The organism is Nitrospinota bacterium, assembly GCA_029881495.1.
In the GTDB taxonomy this organism is placed as follows: Bacteria; Nitrospinota_A; UBA7883; order JACRGQ01; family JACRGQ01; genus JAOUMJ01.
The window spans coordinates 115,512-134,266 of the sequence record JAOUMJ010000001.1 but is presented as its reverse complement, the minus strand read 5'-3'; the positions used below and the strand labels follow the sequence as shown (position 1 = coordinate 134,266).

The following is an 18,755-nucleotide window of genomic DNA, read 5'->3' as shown; positions in this document are numbered from 1 at the left end:
TGATCTCATAAGGAAGGTGCAGAATTACAACTGGAAACAGGAAGATCCTGATAACGGGTGGAGCGGGATTCATAGGGACGAACTTCGCGCGCCACTTCGGGAAAAATAACCGTATTGTAATTCTGGACAACCTTTCGCGAAAAGGTACCGACATTAACCTGCAGTTTGTACATAAAAACCTGAATGCTGAATTTATCAATGCCGACATATCCGATGCATCGGTAAAATATTTGCTTCTTGAAAAACATCCGGATGTGGATGTTATCATTCACCTCGCTTCACAGGTAGCAGTAACCACATCGGTAATCGACCCACAGAACGATTTCAACGTAAACCTCATAGGGACATTCAACATGCTCGAATACGCAAGGGGACTCACAAAAAAACCGGTATTCCTCTTTTCATCGACCAACAAAGTGTATGGCGCACTGGAGGCAAACAAAACTTCCGAGAAAGAACTCCGATACGAATTCATCGATAGCCCAGAAGGGGTCGATGAATCGGCACCGCTCGATTTTCACTCACCCTACGGCTGCTCCAAAGGGGGAGCGGATCAGTATGTGAGGGATTATCACAGGATTTACGGCATCCCTACTGTAGTCTTTCGCCAATCGTGCATCTATGGCGAGAACCAGTATGGAGTGGAAGATCAGGGCTGGCTCGCGTGGTTCCTTATAGCGGGTATTCTAGGAAAAGACGTTTACCTATACGGCAACGGAAAGCAGGTGCGTGACGTCCTCCATGTCACGGACCTGGCGGATGCCTTTGACCGGGCCATCGAAAATATCGATCGCGTGAAAGGCGAGATATTCAATATCGGCGGCGGCCCGAAAAATTCCGTTTCCATTCTGGAGCTTCTCCTCTTTATGGAAAATAAACTCCGCATCAGCATCAAGCCAGGCAAACGGGAAATACGCGCTGGGGATCAGAAAATCTTTATTTCGGATAACGCAAAGATCTCCCGCATCCTCGGATGGAAACCCACCACGGATTTTGAGACGGGAATAGTTCAGCTTCACTCATGGCTTCTGGAAAACATGGAGACGGTGAAAAGAATAATCTCCTGAATGTTAAGCGCAGAACTCTACCCGCCTCTTTCGCGCCCGGATTATTTTAAATTCTACTTGGGAACCTTTTCCCAATCTTTCAGGAACCTCTCAATACCGATATCGGTCAACGGATGTTTCACCAGCTGCTGAATGACCCCAAGCGGGATCGTGCATACATCGGCGCCTACGAGCGCGGCGTTTACAAAATGCATCGGATTTCTGATAGAGGCGACGATAACTTCAGTTTCGTATCCGTAGTTGTTGTAAATGTCGACAATGTCTTCGACTATCTGCATTCCGTTCTCGGAAATATCGTCGAGCCTCCCCACGAACGGGGAGACATATGTAGCCCCTGCCTTTGCCGCAAGGAGCGCCTGTGACGGCTGGAAAATAAGGGTTACGTTTGTTTTAATCCCCTCATTCGTCAGTTTTTTCGTAGCCTTCAAGCCGTCTACCGTCATCGGGATCTTTACCACGATATTCTCATGTATCTTGGCAAGCTCTATCCCTTCCTTTACCATTCCATCAGCTTCAAGCGATATCACTTCCGCGCTTATCGGGCCGTCCACTTCCTGCACAATCTCATTTATTACCGTTTTGAAATCCTTCCCTGTCTTTGCCACAAGAGAAGGGTTGGTCGTCACTCCGTCAAGAATTCCGATGGAATTTGCTTCCCTTATTTCATTTATATCGGCGGTATCAACAAATATTTTCATGGGTGGAATCCTTTATTCTTCTAATATTTTAAATGCGCCTGTCAAATCCGGAAATCCGCCTGACCGCAAAAAGCCAGCAATCAGACAACCGGTATCGAAGATTAAAGTGATTATTGAACAACACTCTTGTATATATCAAGGACTTTTTTGGCTATGTTTCCCCATACGAATACCTTGGCGCGCTCCAGGCCTTTCTCTATCAGCCGCTTCCTTTCGCTTTCATTGGTCAAGCTCCTCATAGCGGATTCAATATCCTCAACGCTTAGCGGATCCACCAATAACGCCGCGTCCCCTGCTACTTCAGGCATTGATGTGATATTTGAGGTGATCACCGGGCACCCGCACGCAAACGCTTCCACGATAGGAAGCCCGAACCCTTCGAACAGAGAGGGAAAGCAGAGCATCATGGCGCCGTTGTAAAGGGCGACCAGGTCGTCATTCGCCATGTATTGCAGAATTACCACTTTTTCCTCAAGCCCAAGCTCCGCTATCTTTTTCGGTATTCTGTCGAAGGCATAGGTCGGTTTCCCGCACAAGACCAGTTTCGTATTGGCGTCTCCACCGGCGTTCATGTATCGCCCGAACGCCTCAATTATGCGGAGTATGTTTTTCCTCTCCTGTAGCGCGCCGACATTGAGAATATATGGCTTGGTCAATCCATGTCTCCCCAGAACTTCGTTAATGGTATCTTCCGGCAGAGGGCGGAATTTTTCGCTTATCCCCTGATAGGTTACATCCACAAGAGATGGGGCAAGCTTGTAGTACTCGCACAGATCCCTCTTCGTATTTTCTGAAACAGTGATTATTCTGTCAGCCGTTTTTACCAGCCGCCCGTATCGGTCCTTTATCATTTCCCTGAAATCATCCGTCATGAAATCGCCGCCGAGCACCGCTGCCATATCGTGGATGGTAACTATTTTCTTTGGTCTCCTGTAATTCGGCAGACGCTCTGAACCGTGGAAGATATCGAGCTTGCGTTCAAAAAGGAAATTTAAAGGTTCCTGGATGATCTTAAAGTGAAAGTTGCTCTGGTTTACAGGATTGGCGAGCCATTTTTTCTTCAGCCTGGAAAGCCTGTAACAGAGATAATAATCGTTATCGCTGTCTATCTTCGCCAGGCTTTTTATCAGATTTTCAGTATAAACACCTACGCCGGTATAGTTCGGCTCCCCCATCGGAGAGATATCTATTCCTATCTTCACGCTTCCGCCATTAAAATAAGACTTGGAAAAGGAATAGTCATTAAATCACCCCCGCGTCAGGATGCGGCTATCCTGGCCGATTTTTCATCCAGCATACCGCTGATTGCGCGTTTTACATTTTCAGTTTTTATTTTTGTCATGCAGTGCTCCGGCACAAACTTGCACCCTTTCTGATCGCACGGCATGCATTCCATGGCTGGAGCCTGCACGATTTTGCTCCTTACCTTCCAGGGACCCCATATCGCCGGGTCACTCGGCCCGAAAAACGCTATTACCGGAACGTTAAGCGCCGCCGCCATGTGCATCGGCCCGCTGTCGTTGCCGATAAAAAGAACGCACGAGTTTATCAACGCTGATAACTGCCCAATGGAAAGGTTTGTAGCAACCTTACACTTGTGCCCAGCCGCCTTCGCGATATCTGAAAGCGCGGTCAGATCGGCGTCGCTCCCCGCAAGGATCACTTTCACGCCATACTTCTGCCTCATCCACGCGATCGCCTCACCCATTACTTCCGGCGGAAGGCGTTTGAAATCGACTCGCGCCCCAGGATGCACCATCACAAGCCTGTCACTATCGGATATCCCAAGCTTTGACAGAAACGATCTTATGTATTCCATATCTGTGTCGCTCGCCGAGAGAAAGAGCCTTTTGCTCTCTTCAATATGCGGTTCGAGAGGTGCGAGCATCGAAAGCATATTTTCCACTGAATGGGGCTTGTCGCCTGGAGGAGGGAAAATGTTGTAGCAGATCGAATTTCTCAGCCTGTGCCTGTTGCCAAGCCGATACCGGGCAAGCGAAAAAAGGGTAAGAAGCGCGCTCCTCGGTCCGCAATGGAGATCCACCACAAGATTGTACCTTCGCCTCAGGATGCTCCAGTTGAATTTGATATCCTCCATCGCGGATTCGAATTTTCCTATCCCCTTCCGCTTCCGCCTGTTGCAGATCACTTCATTGATCATCGGCCAGCCGTAGCAGAGATCCTTGAATACGTCGTCCACGACGATGTCTATCGTCGCGTTAGGAAAAGTGAGCTTCAGGTTCTCCAATACCGGATAGCATAGGACTATATCCCCGATGGAACGGTACCGGAGGACAAGTATCCGCTTCACCGATTCCTTATTAATGTTCATACAGGCATATTTTACCCTACAAAATGTAATTATCGACCGACCCAACAATGTATACTACTTCATGTGAAAATCCTTCAAGTATGTTTTTCTAGCGGTTGGGGAGGCCTGGAAAAATATTCCGTCTGGCTCGCAAGCGCGCTTAAAAAGCGGGGACACGACATCCATTATCTCGCAAGGAGTGGCGCTACAATAGAAAAGGAAGCGCTTAAAGATCGGCTAACCGTTCATTCAGTCCGGGAATGCTTCAGCTACTACCTCGATTTCCCGCTGATGTTCCAGATACGAAAGATCATCTCTTCCGGCGGTTTCGACGCGGTGCATATACATATGTCAAAGGACTTGGGCCTGGCTGTTCCCGCTCTTTGGGGGATGGATGACGTCAAACTCTTCTTCTCTCTGCATATGATAGTCCCGGCGCCGAAAAAGGATATCTACCACCGGATGCAGTATGCAAGAGTGAAAAAGATCTTCGCACTTGGCGAAGAAGGGGAACGCTCCGCTGTTGAGAATCTTCCGATAGCAAAGGAGAGAGTGATGGAGCTTCCATACGGACTTGAGGTCGACAGATACAGGCCTGTTCGTTCCGCTTCTCTTCGAAAGGAACTCGGTATGGGTGAGAATACGATTGTTCTCGGGATGCTCTCGCGCATCGAACCGCTTAAAGGGCAGATGGAGGCGATACGGGCGATGCCTCTCGTGCTGAAACAGTTTCCAGATGCGCTTCTGCTACTTGTTGGAGATGAGACCGAGCATATGAGAGGGAAGATAAAACCTGGTCTTGAGGAAGAGATAAGAAAGCTCGCTCTCGGATCAAATGTAAAATTCCTCGGATACCGAAGCGACATACCGGAAGTGATGGGACTTTTCGATCTATTCCTTCTACCGTCGCATTTTGAATCGTATTCAATAAGCGTGATAGAGGCGAAACTCTGCGGAGTCCCTGTTGTCGCCGCGTCGTCCGGCGGCGTGCCGCAAAATCTCGGTCATGGAGAGTACGGAATTCTTGTAGAGCCGAAAAGCCACATGTCGCTCGCCGAAGGGATCATCAAAACCTTAGGCGATCCGTCAGCCGCCAAAGCGCGCGCGGATAAAGCGAGAGAGTCGGCCCTTGTCCGCTACGATAACAACCGCATCCTCGATATCATCGAAAAAGAGTACTCAAAATAAAAGCAAACTATCCCTTCCGCACAACCGGGAGTAACTGACAAAAGACTTCCTTGAGAGATTGAATCTTTATTTCCCGCCTTGAAACAGATTCAGCGCTTCAGAATAGACTTCGTGGAACGAAGTGCCATTCTTTTGAGAGATGGCGCTTACATCGTCGAATTCCGGCTTCGCGCGGCTCTTTCCTGACGGAGTTTTAACAATCTTCACGCGCACCTTGCCATATTTTGTGTTTACCTCAACCACCTCTCGCGGTAACTCGTATCTATCGACCTCGTAACGGCGGACACCGATAGTCGGCGTCTCTTCAAGGAGGAGGTTCATCAGTTTCTCCGCTTCCACCGGCTCGGATAGAACCGAAATGGTGAACGCCTGCCTCCCCTTCTTCATCATCACCGGCGTCACCCAGACGTCCAGCGCGCCCGAGGCAAAAAGTTTCGTTACCGCGTGGCTCGTCTCCTCTGGTGTCGCGTCGTCGATATTCGTTTCCATTATCACCAGTCGCGTGGAAAAAACAGTTTTCCCAATCTCCTCCCCTACGACAAGGCGAAAGAGATTCGGCATTCCGTCTCCCCTTTTGGCGCTCCCCGCGCCATAGCCGGTTACCTCCGGTTTCATGGACGGCATACCGCTGAAATTCTCGCAAAGCGCAGTCGCAATCGCCGCGCCGGTAGGGGTGGTCAGCTCCATCGACGGGCCGCCGCCGACCACGGGAACGCCCTTTAATATAAGAAGCGTCGCCGGCGCGGGTACGGGCATTATTCCGTGAGATGTTTTCACGCTCCCGCTCCCGAGCGGAATGGGGGACGATACGAACTTCCCGATGCCGAGCTTTTCAAAGCCTATGGAGGCGCCGACGATATCGATTATCGAATCTATCGCCCCTACTTCGTGAAAGTGCACCTTGTCCAGCGGTTCGCCATGAACCTCAGCCTCCGCTTCGGCAATTTTTAAAAACATCTTCAGCGAATTACTCTTCACCGTTTCGCTCAACGTGGAATCCTGAATGATCTTTTTAATCTCAGCATGGTTCCTGCTCTTCTGCTTTTCCGTGACTTCGACCTTGAAAGATATCGCTGTTATGGAATTCAGTTTCACCTTCTCCGCTTTAAGCGTGTAGCCGGAGAGGCCGAGTTTTTTCAACTCCGTTTCAAGATAGTCAAGCGATACACCCGCGCCGATGATGGAGCCTATCACCATGTCCCCCGCTATGCCGGAGAAGGGATCAAACCACGCTGTTTTCATATTTATTTACCCCTTTCCCCGCCGGAGTATTTCTGCGAGACGATCTTGTGCGCCAGCGCTCCGGCGCCGAAACCGTTGTCGATATTCACGACCGCAACCCCCGACGCGCATGAATTCAGCATCGCCAGGAGCGCGGAGAGTCCGCCAAAGGAGGCGCCGTAGCCGACCGAGCTCGGCACCGCAATAACAGGGACCGCTACCATCCCGCCGACTACCGAAGCGAGCGCCCCGTCCATCCCCGCGACCACGATAATGCAGTCAGCTTTGGCGAGATGTTCCTGCTGGTCGAGGAGACGGTGTATCCCCGCGACGCCGACGTCGTATATCGCCTTTGCCGCCGTCCCCATGATGTCGGCGGTAACGACCGCTTCTTCTGCTATCGGGATGTCGGTTGTACCGGCGGTAATGACGAGGAGGTTTCCTTTCCGCTCTCTCTTCTTCTTTTCGACCGTTATCGCGCCGCTTGCCTCGTGAAACTTCGCTTTCGGCGAGATCTTTTTAATGGACGAGTATATTTTCCTGTCGCCACGGGTTGCGAGGAGATGATCGGACCTGGCGAGAAGTTTTTTCGCGATGCCGGATATCTGCGCCGATGTTTTTCCGGGACAGTATATTACCTCGCAGAAACCCTGCCGCTTCTCTCTGTGATGGTCGACTTTCGCGTAAAGAATATCTTCATAGCTCTCCCCCTCAAGGCTTTCCATGGCGCGGCTGATGCTCACATCGCCGGTTTTTACAGATTCGAGAAGTTTTTTAAGCTTGAGCTTATCCATGAAACTCGTCTTTAAGGCTCCTGCCAAAGAGATCGGCGAGCGCCTCGCGCGGATCTTTCCCTTCGTGGCAGACGAAGTAGACCTCATCGCAAAGCGGCATATCTACTTTCAGTTTCTCCGAGAGCCTGTGAATGGAGAGACTTGTACGCACCCCTTCAGCTACCATCTTCATCCCCGATACAATATCTTCAAGCTTCTCACCAGCACCGAGACGCATACCGACCGTGCGGTTCCGGCTCAAATCACCGCTCGCGGTGAGCACCAGATCGCCGATCCCTGAAAGCCCCCTGAATGTTTTCTCCTTTGCACCCATTTTTTTACCGAGCCTGATAGTCTCCTCAAGACCGCGGGTGATGATGGCGGCCCTGGCGTTATGACCAAGACCCATTCCGTCGGAAATTCCCGCGGCTATGGCGACAACGTTTTTAACCACACCCCCCAGCTCCACGCCGATCTTGTCGTCGTTGGTGTATACCCTCATTTTCCCGACGCTCAACAGTTTCTGCACCGTCTTCGCGGACGATGGATCAAGCGATGCGGCAGTTATGGCGGTGGGGAGACCGGAAACGACCTCCTTGGCAAATGAGGGGCCGGAGAAGCAGACCAGCTTTTTTGATATCTCCTTCGGAAGAAGCTCTTCGAATATCTGGGAAGGCAACCGGAGTTTTTCGTTTTCAATACCCTTGGTGACTGAAACAATGACTGCGTCCGGCTTTACGAATTTGGCCATCTGCCGGACTATCCCCTCCATGACGTGTGAAGGGGCGGCAAATATCAGGATGTTCCCCTTGCTAGCCTCTTCGATGCTGTTTGTAGCTGTGATGTTTGGGCTGAGATCTATATCCTTCAGGAAAACGGAATTTTGGTGGCGCGCATTAATGTCGTCGGCGACTTCCTTCTCATATGCCCAGATAATAACCTTGTTGCCGTTTACTGCCAGATGGTTGGCAAGGGCAGTGCCCCACGCCCCACCACCTATTACGGAAATTCCTGAAATCTTCATGCAGGCATATTAGAAACGAATGGTAGAAGGGGGTCAACAAACTTTATCGGCTTGTACTGCTCTGGAGGGGCACCTGGCTATCCAAGTGCCCGCCAAACAGTTTCTATTTTAAAAAGAGTAGCTGTTCAGCCTGTTTTGGCTAAAACGTGGTGTTGCGCGGATACATCACAATCCTTGCATGAGTGATCCACGTCCCTGCCGCACATTAGGCAGGAGAGTGATCCGCGGTAAAATCTCAATGTACCGCCGCAATGATTGCAGACCCTTACAGCCGCTCTTTTCGATTCCCTTGGTTCTATTGTTTTTGCTCTCATTACTATGTCTCCTTGCTCATTCTAGTGTGCAAGGTAGGTGCCAAAAGGGGGGGCATAGGCACTTTGCCCTATTTATTCAAACAGTTACAATTATGCTTTTGTTTTTCCTGCTTTTTTAAGACTACAAATACGGTTTTTATTTCTAAAAAAGTGCACGTTTTTAAAAAAAATGTGCGGTAATTCTTAACACTCTCCACCCTGTATCATTTTTAGATTTTAATATTTCTCAAACCATACCCCCAGACTGTAAGTATCTGTATATTCGCCTTTTACATAATAGTTTTTTAGCCATTTTTATTTCCCTCCAATTTTCTGTGGCGCAACACACCTGCCAAAAGTCCTGAAAAAGCTCCCCTCGCAATTTTGGTGATACGAAAACGACTCAATACCCAATAAGTGAGTCTATAATTGGCTGACAGGATATTCCTGTTGTTTTCCTGTTAATCATGATTTATTTTTGAAACCTGTCATAAGAAAAGGTATCTAAGTGGATAACGCACCGGTAATAAATAGGCGGTGGCGGTTTGAAATTATGGAGAACAAATGAAGAATAAAAAGTTAGTGATAGGAGTAATTACAATTATGTTTGCTATGAGCGCTGTATACGATCTGTTTGCATCCAACGATACTTTCAAATCGGTTTCCCCCCAGGAAGCGGTTCAGGCGATAAAGAGCGGCAACGGCAGCCTCGTTCTTGACGTAAGGACTCCTCAGGAGTTTCACGGCCCTCTTGGTCATATAAAAGGAGCCAAGCTGATCCCGGTACAGGATCTTGCCTCAAGGGTAAGTGAGCTTGAGAGCTACCGCGAAAAAACGATCTATGTAGTCTGCCGCTCAGGAATGAGGAGCAGGTCCGCCGCGCGGTTCCTTACGGAAAACGGTTTTACGAGTGTCATAAACGTTGAATCCGGCATGACTGGCGTAAACCATGTTCAGGGCGCGCCGATAGAAAAGTAATTTCCAGGATAATCGTTTGCGACGGGTACGGATTCACACTCTGTACCCTTTTTTTTCAGTAACAATTAACCCCCTATCGGGTTTTATATAGCCACCACTTCAGATAATCCCCTTCGGGGAAGGTTCTTGAAACGGTGTGATCCTTTGGCAATCCCCCGCTCTTTTCAATCGTAATATTCGCCTCCATGGACTTGAGGCTTTTTTCGCACATCTCCCTTGTCATGAACGACGAACAGTTGATAAGGAGGAGGTGACCACCAGGCTTTACGAGAGGGAGCGCGGAAGACGCCAGCTTTTGCCACCCTTTCAACGCGGGCTTGAGAGACGAGGCTTTTGTGCACATATTGGGGGGATCCAGGATCACCAGACCATATCGCTCCGGCAGAAGTTTCGCCTCGACCAGATATTCAAATACATTGTCCTTGATAAACTCATTCTCCGTTGGCGGCATATTGTTCTGCTTTAGCTGACCTTCCAGCTGTTCCCTGCATTTTGAATCGCTGTCTACCGAGATGACCGTGCTCGCCCCATTTGCCTTGGCAATTATGGAGAAAGCGCCCGAACTTGAGAAACAGTTCAACACACTATTACCCGCGGTCAGGATATCGGGAAGAAATTTCCTTACCTCCCTCAGATCGAGAAAAAAACCGGTCTTCTGCCCTGTATAGGGGAAAGAATGAAATTCAATCCCTCCCTCACTGAAAACGATCGGCTCCTTAACTTCACCGGCAAGAGTGCGGCAGGGGTTCTCCTCATTGCGATGCGCGGGATACTTCAGCAAGTGGCCGCTTGTGCCGAGTATCGGATCGACCTCGCCGGTAAAATGCGGAATTATCGCATCCCAGAAAGAAAGGTATGGCTGCCATATTACCGAATCCGAGTAGACATCGCAGGCAAGACCGGGAAATCCGTCCGCCTCTCCGTTTAAAAGCCGATACGCGCTCCTTTCGCCGCCGAAAAGCCCCTTCTTCCGGTTTGAGACTTCGCGCAGACGATCCAGGAGAGAATCGAAACCGAATTTCTCGTCGCGGGAGAGGATGCTTAAGCCGACTATACCGCGCGTTTCATTAATGCCATACGCGATGAATTTGTTGCCCCCGTCGACGATCTTCACAAAACTTCCAGGCGGGATCGCATCAATCGCCGAACTCAATCGGCTCCTGTATACCCACGGATGTCCGCTGAAGATAGCCTGTGCTATCTTTTTCGAAGCCTGGTATCTGCAGGGTGTTAATTCCATCTGTGCCCAAACTATAAACCAGATTCGTGCGATTGAGACTAAAGGTATTTTGTTAAATCACTTTTCCACAATTTAAAGCTCTCGAGTATTCATGTCATTTCCTGGAAAACGCCAATTTCCTGATTCACCCAGGAAAATCTTGGACAAACCTATTTACCGCAACAGATAAATACATGAGGTATTTTAGCAACATCATTTCTCCTCAATAGTAGGTGTATTGGGCATATTTACCGCACAATAGAAGCACATGAGGTTCTTTTGACGCATATTTTAATTCAGGCGTAAAGCTATCATATTGTTTATACTACCTATTTTGTTTGGCATGATTCATGCTCTATTTATAGTCATATTAGAGGTAACCCCTCCTCGAATGATATACCTCCCCGGTGTGGGCAGATTCCCCCTTCTGCCCACACCACCCCCTTTTTAAAAAACCTGAGAATCTGTTTAATTGTCTATTTTGTCTTTTGCGGAAAACGAGATCATGCGCTTTTATCGGCGATGCAATAATCGTTAGCCAGGTTCGGTTAGCTATAGATCATCCAGGCGACAGCGAGGGACCAGAGAAAAATATTGACGAGAATAGGCGGATCGGAGAGGAGCGTGTTCGCGGGGCTCCCCCCGCCATCCCTTTCATAAACAAGATAGAGGTATCTGAATACTCCGTATCCAACGAAGAGCGAGGTATAGATCACGTTTCCCGTTCCAAACTGAGATACCGTGTGCGGGTCAATTGTGTACAGCATATAGGAGAGCAGCGCCCCGGTAGTTACTACTGATATCATCTGGTCAAGAAACTTTAAACTGTAGCTTTTCAGGACATCCCTGTGACTTTCCGCTTTTTCATCCAATATGACCAGTTCATGCCTCCTTTTGCAGAACGCGAGAAAGAGCGCGAGGAGGAATGAACAAATCAAAAGCCATTGCGAGGCTGGCACATTGACCGCCGAGGCTCCCGCAAGGAGCCTTATGACAAAACCGGACGCGACAATAAACACATCCAGAATAACCACCCTTTTCAGCCGGTACGAATAGGCAATATTCAATAGAGCATAGAAAACCGCAAAAAGGAAAAACCCTAATCCGATGGTCAAAGAGGATAAAAGCGAGAGCGCCAAAAAGAGGAGAAAGACCGACCATGCGTATTGGGTGCCTACCATCCCTGAAGGAATCGGTCGGTTCCTCTTTTCAGGATGGTTTTTATCTTCCTCAATATCGGCAAGGTCATTGAAGACATAGATAGCGCTCGAGAGAAAACAGAATATCCAGAATGCCTGAAACGCAAGCAACCCTTTTTGTATATCAAGCATGTTCCCAGAGAAAACAAGCGGGACGAAAATGAAAGTGTTCTTCAGCCAGTCTTTGGCCCTGATAAGCGATATGAAATTTTTCAGTTCATTTCCCACGGGTACCGATTTTACCAACTTTCAGGCCAAATACCACGGCTATATTACTTATTTAGCTACTTCTCTTTCATTCAAGCCGTTCAGACACCTCCATGACTATGGCATTTAGTTCTTCTTTTGAATCTGAAAAGAACACCGCGTCAATTTTCCCGGTTACCCTGCTTGAAGCGAAATGATAAGGGATAAGCCCCCGCGCCGATTTGATATCAAACAGGTTTTCTTTTCCTATCAACCCTGCGAACTCATTGAACCCTGTCCCTCCTGGTGTATCCAAGCTCATCACCCGGAAGAAAAGGTTTTCACCCACTCCATTGCGGGCTAACCTTTCATATAGACAGAGCGCTGGCGTGGATGTATTTCTCCTCGCGTTTATCTCCGCCGGAAAGAGCTTGCCGTCCGCCGACATGACATCAATACCAATCAGCCCCTTCGCTCCCATCGAGCCCAGCCTGTCGGCGATTTTTGTGCAAAGCTTTAAAACTTCGTCCGGCAGAGCATTACCCGCCCCCCCTTCGTTGCCTACATGGGCAGTTCCGCCGGAAACTATCTGTCTGCTTGATCCGTAAAAAGTATATCCACTGTCATCAAACAGAAATTGGACGTTCCAGCTCGTATCGACATTCATATACCTGGAGACGAAATATCTGGTTATCTTCACGTTCCGTGATATCGCATCCGCTATCCTACGCAGGTTTGCTTCATCGTCGATCGCAAAGGCATGCATCCCGCCAACAGATTCGTTACCGCGCACGAATATCTTCCCCCATTCTTCCAGAAGCCTCCTTGCCGACTTCAGGAACCTTCCGGAACGCAACTGTACGCTCTCATTCAATTCAATATCTAGATCCTCGCAAATCCGTATAAGGAAATAGTAGCGGTTGAACATCCTGGTCAACGCTGGATGCATAATTTCCTCCTTGCGCGCGAGTTTTTCCGCTATCTCGTTCTCTTCTTCAAGATGAATATAGAAAGAAAGCCCTGTGCATTTTTCCGATGCCTTTTCAATTTGCGAAAAGACTTCCTTATCAGCCAGAATATCCCCCGCAATGTTGCTCTCCCTGCCGGGGCACAGAATAATATTTTGTGTCCCCATCCCGGCAGACAACAGGAAATCGAGATATGCCTCTTCCGGCATTGCGGCAAGCGCAATGAAATCTTCCGGCGTCGATTCCAGAAGGCTCCGCTCGCCATAACCCTTTAGAACCTTCTTATAATCCGACGGTGTGTACGGCAACATGCGGAAAAGGTCCCGTCCGTTCGGCAGGTGAATTGCCGGAATAAAGAGTTTTGTCATTTATAACCCTTTTTATCCAGACCGTACTGTTTCATCTTCCTGTAGAGCGTCTTTCGGTCAAGACCGCATCTCTTGCAGACTTTTTGGAGCGAGCCTTTTTCCAGAGCGAGGAGCCTGTCAAGATACTCCTTCTCATACGCTTCGAGTACGGAGTTTTTCATATCAGCAAACTCCTTTGCCAGCAGCCCGTCCATCACCGGAGGATTCCATCTGTCCATCATCGATCTTCCGCCGAACTCAATGTCATCTATAACATCGCCGTGCGTTCGTAAAACCGCTTGTTCAACGGCGTGCATAAGTTCTCTCACATTTCCGGGGAAGGTATATTCGTTGATCATCGTTACCACTTTTTCAGATAGGGCGACGATACTCTTCCCGTATCTTTTCGAATATCTGTCGAGGAATATTCTCGCAAGAAACTCCTTGTCCCCCCCGCGGCTTCGAAGTGAAGGAACCTTCAAAGCGAGGACGTTCAGCCTGTAAAGAAGATCCCTCCTGAATTCCCCCTTTTGGGCCATATCGAAGATATCCCTGTTTGTCGCACATACTACGCGCACATCCACGTTCACCGAGAGCTCTCCTCCTACCCTGTAGAAATTCCCCTGCTCCAGCACCCTGAGGAGTTTTTGCTGAAGCGCCTTCGACATTTCGCCAACCTCGTCTAGGAATAACGTCCCCCCATCCGACAGTTCGAACTTACCCATATGTTTTTTAACTGCTCCAGTGAACGCTCCCCTTTCATGTCCGAACAGTTCCGTTTCAAGAAGTCCTTCGGCAAACGCGCCGCAATTCACAGCCACGAAAGGGCCTTTCGATCTTTTACTCATCCGGTGGATCGCCGAAGCCACCAGCTCTTTTCCCGTTCCTGTCTCCCCCAGGATGAGGATCGTGCTGTCCGACCTCGCCGCCAGCACAAGCATTTCCTTCATGCTTTTTATCTGCGGGGAATTCCCGATTATTTCAGGAAACAAATCCGATTCGACTGTTTCGGTCGCACCGCTGGTAGACCAGGACTGTTCAACCTTTTCGGCGACGGCGCCTACTATCGGGAGGACTTCGCCTGCATTATAGGGATGGGTTACGCAGGGGGCATTGTACTGCTTGGCAAGCTTTTCCACACTGTCGAAAAATGCGGGGGGAGCGGAGATGATCTTGTCCATCCCGTCGAAAAACTGCGGTAAAGGGAAGAGGTCAAACGAGGCGATAATGATATCGAAACCTTTGCCCCCCCCTTCAGCTTCATTTCTGGAAAAAACCGAGCGGGTTACATATCCCCCGCTTTCAAGAATTCTGCATAGTCTTGAGGCCCTGTGATAGTCGGTTTCATAAACAAGTACTTTTGGGAGATTCACTCGCCGTTAAATTCCAGCGATATGTTGTTTTTATCGAGGAGAGTCCCCGTCGCCAGCTCCATGTGCGAAAGAGCCTTGATATGATCTATTACCGCCTTTATCGCCTTTGTCTTTTCCGCGGCAAGATCCTTCTGGTATTCCAGAACCGCAAAACTTGTGGAGGAGCCTACTTCATACTTCTTCACTTCCGCTTCCAGCTTCTTTTCCGCAAGCTTTAACGACAGTTTGCTGGCCGATATCCGCTTCTCCGCCGTTTCAACCTCCCTTACGACCTTGTGAATTCCGACATCTATCGCCTGCCTGGCATTTAATAGGGAGTTCTCCGCCATCTCGGTTTCAAGCCTTGATTTTGCCGCCCGGTGCCTCCCCGGCCTGTTGAACAGCGGCATTTCAGCCACTACGCCGACGGAGTAATCGTAGTAATCCCCTTTTTTCATATCCTCAAGAGAATCGGATTGTGTCCCGGCGAAATTGCTGACCACCGGTTTACCGTCAAGCCCCACAACCTCCTGCCCTTCACCGCGGACACCCTTCAGCCTCACCGAGCCCTGCAAATCAACTGTCGGAAGGAGCTGATTTTTGTTGTACTTCAACTCTCTTCTTCTCATATCCACTAGAAGCTGAGCCTTTTTGAAATCGGGTCTGTTCTCGTAGGCTGTTTTCTTCAGCGACTCGACATCCGCCTTTACAGCCTTGAAGAGAGGTTCGTCCTTCGGAACGATCCTGACAGGCGAACCGGGTCTCGCCTCCCGCATATTCAGCATCGCCTTGAGCGCGTCCTGGTTATTCTGGATCATTTCGTCAATATCTATCAGCGCTTCTTCCCGAAGCGCAACCGATGCTTCAGCCGCTACGATATCTATGGGAGCCAGCGCGCCGACTTTTACCTGCAACTTTATTCTTTCCCGGAAATCTATCGCCAAGGCGAGCGACTCTTTTTGAACCTCCAGCTCCTTGCTAAGGTAAACCGTGTCCCAGTATGTATCCCTCACCTTTGAGAGAACGTCCATTACCCTCATCCGGTATTCGTTCTCGTCAATCTTCATGCTGTTTTTGGCGATGTAGACGTTTGTGTTATTCACGTCGAGGCCCATCCCTTTCATCAAAGGCTGATTGATGGACAATTTGAGATAGTTGTCAAACTGCGGATTCACCCCAGAGAAAGTGGAATTTGTCTCTGTGGTCGATTTTTCGTATGCAAGCTCCACCCTGGTTCCCGGTTTCAGCTTCTGCCTTACACCGACAGAATATGTCTCCTTGAACTGTTCGCCAACCTCCGGATTTGCGAATACTGATGTGGAGGGGGTAATGCTATTTGTGCGGTTCACTGATCCATAGAGGGAAAGGTCGAATTCCGATTCTGCCAGCCCGAGATTTCTTTCCCCTATCTGAGGAACGGACCGGGTAATTAAGATATCAAAATTGTTTTTCAGGGCTATGAGGAGAGCTTCCTTCTCGCCAATGACGATATCGGAACCGTTTTCACCGGCAGGCTTTTGCGAATAGGCGATATCGGCGGTTTCGCATAAAACGCATATGACGCACAGGAGAAAGAAAATATATTTTTTTGCCATAACAACCGTGAAAGAACGAAACAGAATTATTATTTTTCCAAAAGCCTCGCAAGGAGCCTGTCAGCTTCGGTAAGTCTGCCTATCAGTGATTTAACTATCCTAAGCGAGATATCAGGATGGTTCGCGAGGGTCTCTTCAAGTTTTTCTCCTGGAAATACCTTTACAACGCTCTTTCCTTTGGATTTGATGGTCGCTACTCTCGGCTGATTCAACAATGCGGACATTTCGCCAAAATACTCCTCAGGCTGGGTTATCTCTCCCACAACCCTGCCATTTTTGATTATTACCAGCGCGCCCTGCAACAGCTGATAGAAGTTCTTGTCCGTGTTCCCTTCCCGGATAATGAGATCTCCATCCTCGAAAACAAGCTCATCCGGAGTAAGCAGGTACGCGGGGAGTGCCTCCTTCTGAAGAACAGTTTTTGCCAACACCTCGTCGATAGTAGTAATCCCTTCCGCAACCTTGTCCAGACCGTCCCGGCGAAGTGTCTTCATCCCCTCCTTGATGGCGATTTTTCTCAGCTGATCTTCCGGGACCTGCGCGGTTATCGCAGTCTTCAACTCTTCGTTTACTTCCATGATCTCGAAACAGCCGAGACGTCCCTTGTATCCGCCGTTGCATTTCGGGCACCCGGTACCCTGATATATTTTCAAGCTCGCAAGCTCTTCCTTGTGGAATCCCATGTCCAACAGCTGTTGCGGAGAATATTTGTTCACTTCTTCCTTGCACTCCGGGCACATCTTCCTCAAAAGCCTCTGAGCAACAACCATAACAAGGGAAGATGAGATCATGAAGCCGGGGATGCCTATATCAAGGAGCCTTCCTATCGTCGAAGGACAATCGTTGGTATGAAGCGTGCTGAAGACCAGATGCCCGGTCATGGCGGCCTTGATGGCTATCTCCGCAGTTTCAATATCTCTTATTTCTCCCACCAGGATTATTTCCGGATCCTGCCTCAGGAACGCCTTCAGGGCGGCGGCGAACGTCATCCCGACTTCATTTCGCACCTGCACCTGGTTAATCCCCTCAAAGTTGAACTCGACAGGATCTTCCGCTGTAAGTATCTTGACGTCTTCCTTATTCAATGCGTTTATCGCGGAGTAAAGCGTATTCGTTTTACCCGAACCGGTAGGGCCTGTTACCAGTACCATCCCCTGTGGCGCCTCGATCGCCCTGTTGAACTTTGCCAATCCTACTTCCGAGAATCCGAGCCTCGTCATATCTACCTGGAGCTTGCTCTGATCGAGGAGTCGCATAACGACCGACTCTCCGAAGAGAGTAGGGAGTACGGAAACGCGGAAATCGACCACCTTCCCGCCGCCTATCCTGATTTTTATTCGCCCATCCTGGGGGACCCGTTTTTCGGCGATATTCAGGTTTGCCATGATCTTTATTCTTGATATGAGCGCGTTCTTCATTTGCAGAGGGAGCTGCATGTCTTCGCTCAATTTTCCGTCGCCGCGATACCGTACGCGAAGTTTCTTCTCATAAGGCTCTATGTGGATATCAGAACTCCCCTTTTTCACCGAGTTGATCAGGATACCGTTGACAAGCTTGACGATCGCCGCATCGCCGGCGGTTATCTCATCTGGACCTATATCCTCGTCACCGGCAATTTCGAGCTCTTCCTCAGCGCTGGTTATTATCTCGCCAAGATCGAAAGAGACTTCTGAAGTAGCTTCTTCCTGCTGTTTATCCTCATCCTCTTTCTTTTTGGGGAACAGCGTCTTGTATTCTTCATCTGATATCTTGTAATTGGCCTTATAGGCGTCCGCGAGATCCTGCAATCTTATGACTTTTGTTTTTACTGACAGCTTGGTAGATCCCGCGACAAATTCGATCGCCTTGAAATTGGTAGGATCCCGCATGGCCAGAATCAGGCTCTTCCCGTCGGTCTCGACAGGGATAAGCATATTGTCCTTGGCGGTTTTGTACTCAACAAGTTTTACGGCCGCAGGGGAGACGGAGTCATTTTTTGCGTCGAATACTGCTACCGTAAGATTTTTCGAGATAAAGTTGACAAGCGCGTCCTCGGTAATGAAACCGAGCTGTATTAATATATTTCCTATCCAGTCGCTCTTCTTTTTTTGAACTTCCTCGGCCAGTTTCAGCTGGCGCCCGGTAATTCGCCCATCCTTCCTGAGCATGTCACCAAGCTTTTCATGCCTGGTTTCATCCTGGATGGTCTTTTTAAAGCTGGACTGACCTTTCGTAACCGCCATCTATTCTATCTTCCCAACCATAAGCATGTTTTTCAAAACGTTATATAATCATGTAATTTTATCATTGGTATACATTTGACTACAATCTTTATGATATCCCCCGGAAACAAATAT

The 18,755-nt window shown here is 49.0% G+C and carries 16 protein-coding genes; 3 read left to right on the top strand and 13 right to left on the bottom strand.

What is annotated here, in order from left to right; translation table 11 throughout:
• The first annotated feature begins 23 nt into the window (after positions 1–23).
• The gene (locus tag OEY64_00615; protein MDH5541441.1) at positions 24–1,067 is read left to right on the top strand and encodes a GDP-mannose 4,6-dehydratase; all 1,044 of its coding nucleotides are present in this window, start codon (positions 24–26) and stop codon (positions 1,065–1,067) included.
• A 53-nt stretch (positions 1,068–1,120) separates the two neighbouring features.
• Here the strand turns inward: OEY64_00615 and fsa are convergent, their stop codons facing one another.
• The 3 genes from fsa to OEY64_00600 all read right to left on the bottom strand — a co-directional run bounded on the left by fsa (position 1,121) and on the right by OEY64_00600 (position 4,097).
• A complete protein-coding gene (gene fsa / locus OEY64_00610) occupies positions 1,121–1,765 on the bottom strand; it encodes a fructose-6-phosphate aldolase (protein ID MDH5541440.1) in 645 nt (214 codons plus the stop codon).
• Positions 1,766–1,875: 110 nt separating this feature from the next.
• Positions 1,876–2,967, bottom strand: coding sequence for a glycosyltransferase family 4 protein (locus OEY64_00605; GenBank protein ID MDH5541439.1), 1,092 nt, complete (start codon positions 2,965–2,967; stop codon positions 1,876–1,878).
• A gap of 56 nt (positions 2,968–3,023) precedes the next feature.
• Complete coding sequence (locus OEY64_00600) at positions 3,024–4,097, bottom strand: glycosyltransferase family 9 protein (protein MDH5541438.1); 1,074 nt, start codon at positions 4,095–4,097, stop codon at positions 3,024–3,026.
• Between the two features lie 63 nt (positions 4,098–4,160).
• Between OEY64_00600 and OEY64_00595 the strand changes: the two genes are divergently transcribed.
• Positions 4,161–5,264, top strand: coding sequence for a glycosyltransferase family 4 protein (locus OEY64_00595; protein MDH5541437.1), 1,104 nt, complete (start codon positions 4,161–4,163; stop codon positions 5,262–5,264).
• A 66-nt stretch (positions 5,265–5,330) separates the two neighbouring features.
• Here OEY64_00595 and larC read toward each other — a convergent pair whose 3' ends face one another.
• The 4 genes from larC to OEY64_00575 form a co-directional block, all read right to left on the bottom strand.
• Complete coding sequence (gene larC / locus OEY64_00590; protein ID MDH5541436.1) at positions 5,331–6,506, bottom strand: nickel pincer cofactor biosynthesis protein LarC; 1,176 nt, start codon at positions 6,504–6,506, stop codon at positions 5,331–5,333.
• Positions 6,507–6,508: 2 nt separating this feature from the next.
• Positions 6,509–7,279 (bottom strand): nickel pincer cofactor biosynthesis protein LarB, encoded by a 771-nt coding sequence (larB, locus tag OEY64_00585; GenBank protein MDH5541435.1) that lies wholly within the window; start codon positions 7,277–7,279, stop codon positions 6,509–6,511.
• On the bottom strand, positions 7,272–8,282 hold the full coding sequence (locus tag OEY64_00580; GenBank protein MDH5541434.1) for an NAD(P)-dependent glycerol-3-phosphate dehydrogenase: 1,011 nt from the start codon (positions 8,280–8,282) through the stop codon (positions 7,272–7,274). The genes larB and OEY64_00580 overlap by 8 nt, the downstream gene beginning before the upstream one ends.
• 125 nt (positions 8,283–8,407) lie before the next feature.
• Entirely contained in the window at positions 8,408–8,596 is a 189-nt protein-coding gene (locus tag OEY64_00575) for a hypothetical protein (GenBank protein ID MDH5541433.1), read from the bottom strand.
• Positions 8,597–9,139: 543 nt separating this feature from the next.
• On the opposite strand from OEY64_00575, the gene OEY64_00570 reads away from it, so the two are divergent.
• Positions 9,140–9,553 carry a rhodanese-like domain-containing protein gene (locus tag OEY64_00570; protein MDH5541432.1) on the top strand — a complete coding sequence of 138 codons (414 nt, stop codon included), beginning with the start codon at positions 9,140–9,142 and terminating at the stop codon, positions 9,551–9,553.
• A gap of 73 nt (positions 9,554–9,626) precedes the next feature.
• Here OEY64_00570 and OEY64_00565 read toward each other — a convergent pair whose 3' ends face one another.
• The 6 genes from OEY64_00565 to pilB all read right to left on the bottom strand — a co-directional run bounded on the left by OEY64_00565 (position 9,627) and on the right by pilB (position 18,641).
• Positions 9,627–10,793 (bottom strand): class I SAM-dependent methyltransferase, encoded by a 1,167-nt coding sequence (locus OEY64_00565; GenBank protein ID MDH5541431.1) that lies wholly within the window; start codon positions 10,791–10,793, stop codon positions 9,627–9,629.
• Between the two features lie 527 nt (positions 10,794–11,320).
• The gene (locus OEY64_00560; GenBank protein ID MDH5541430.1) at positions 11,321–12,217 is read right to left on the bottom strand and encodes a decaprenyl-phosphate phosphoribosyltransferase; all 897 of its coding nucleotides are present in this window, start codon (positions 12,215–12,217) and stop codon (positions 11,321–11,323) included.
• A gap of 49 nt (positions 12,218–12,266) precedes the next feature.
• The gene (locus OEY64_00555; protein MDH5541429.1) at positions 12,267–13,493 is read right to left on the bottom strand and encodes a hypothetical protein; all 1,227 of its coding nucleotides are present in this window, start codon (positions 13,491–13,493) and stop codon (positions 12,267–12,269) included.
• Positions 13,490–14,845 carry a sigma-54 dependent transcriptional regulator gene (locus OEY64_00550; protein ID MDH5541428.1) on the bottom strand — a complete coding sequence of 452 codons (1,356 nt, stop codon included), beginning with the start codon at positions 14,843–14,845 and terminating at the stop codon, positions 13,490–13,492. Before OEY64_00550 ends, OEY64_00555 begins: the two co-directional genes overlap by 4 nt.
• Positions 14,842–16,419, bottom strand: a complete 1,578-nt coding sequence (locus OEY64_00545) for a TolC family protein (GenBank protein ID MDH5541427.1) — start codon at positions 16,417–16,419, stop codon at positions 14,842–14,844. The genes OEY64_00550 and OEY64_00545 overlap by 4 nt, the downstream gene beginning before the upstream one ends.
• A gap of 29 nt (positions 16,420–16,448) precedes the next feature.
• On the bottom strand, positions 16,449–18,641 hold the full coding sequence (gene pilB, locus OEY64_00540; GenBank protein ID MDH5541426.1) for a type IV-A pilus assembly ATPase PilB: 2,193 nt from the start codon (positions 18,639–18,641) through the stop codon (positions 16,449–16,451).
• Between the last annotated feature and the right edge of the window lie 114 nt (positions 18,642–18,755).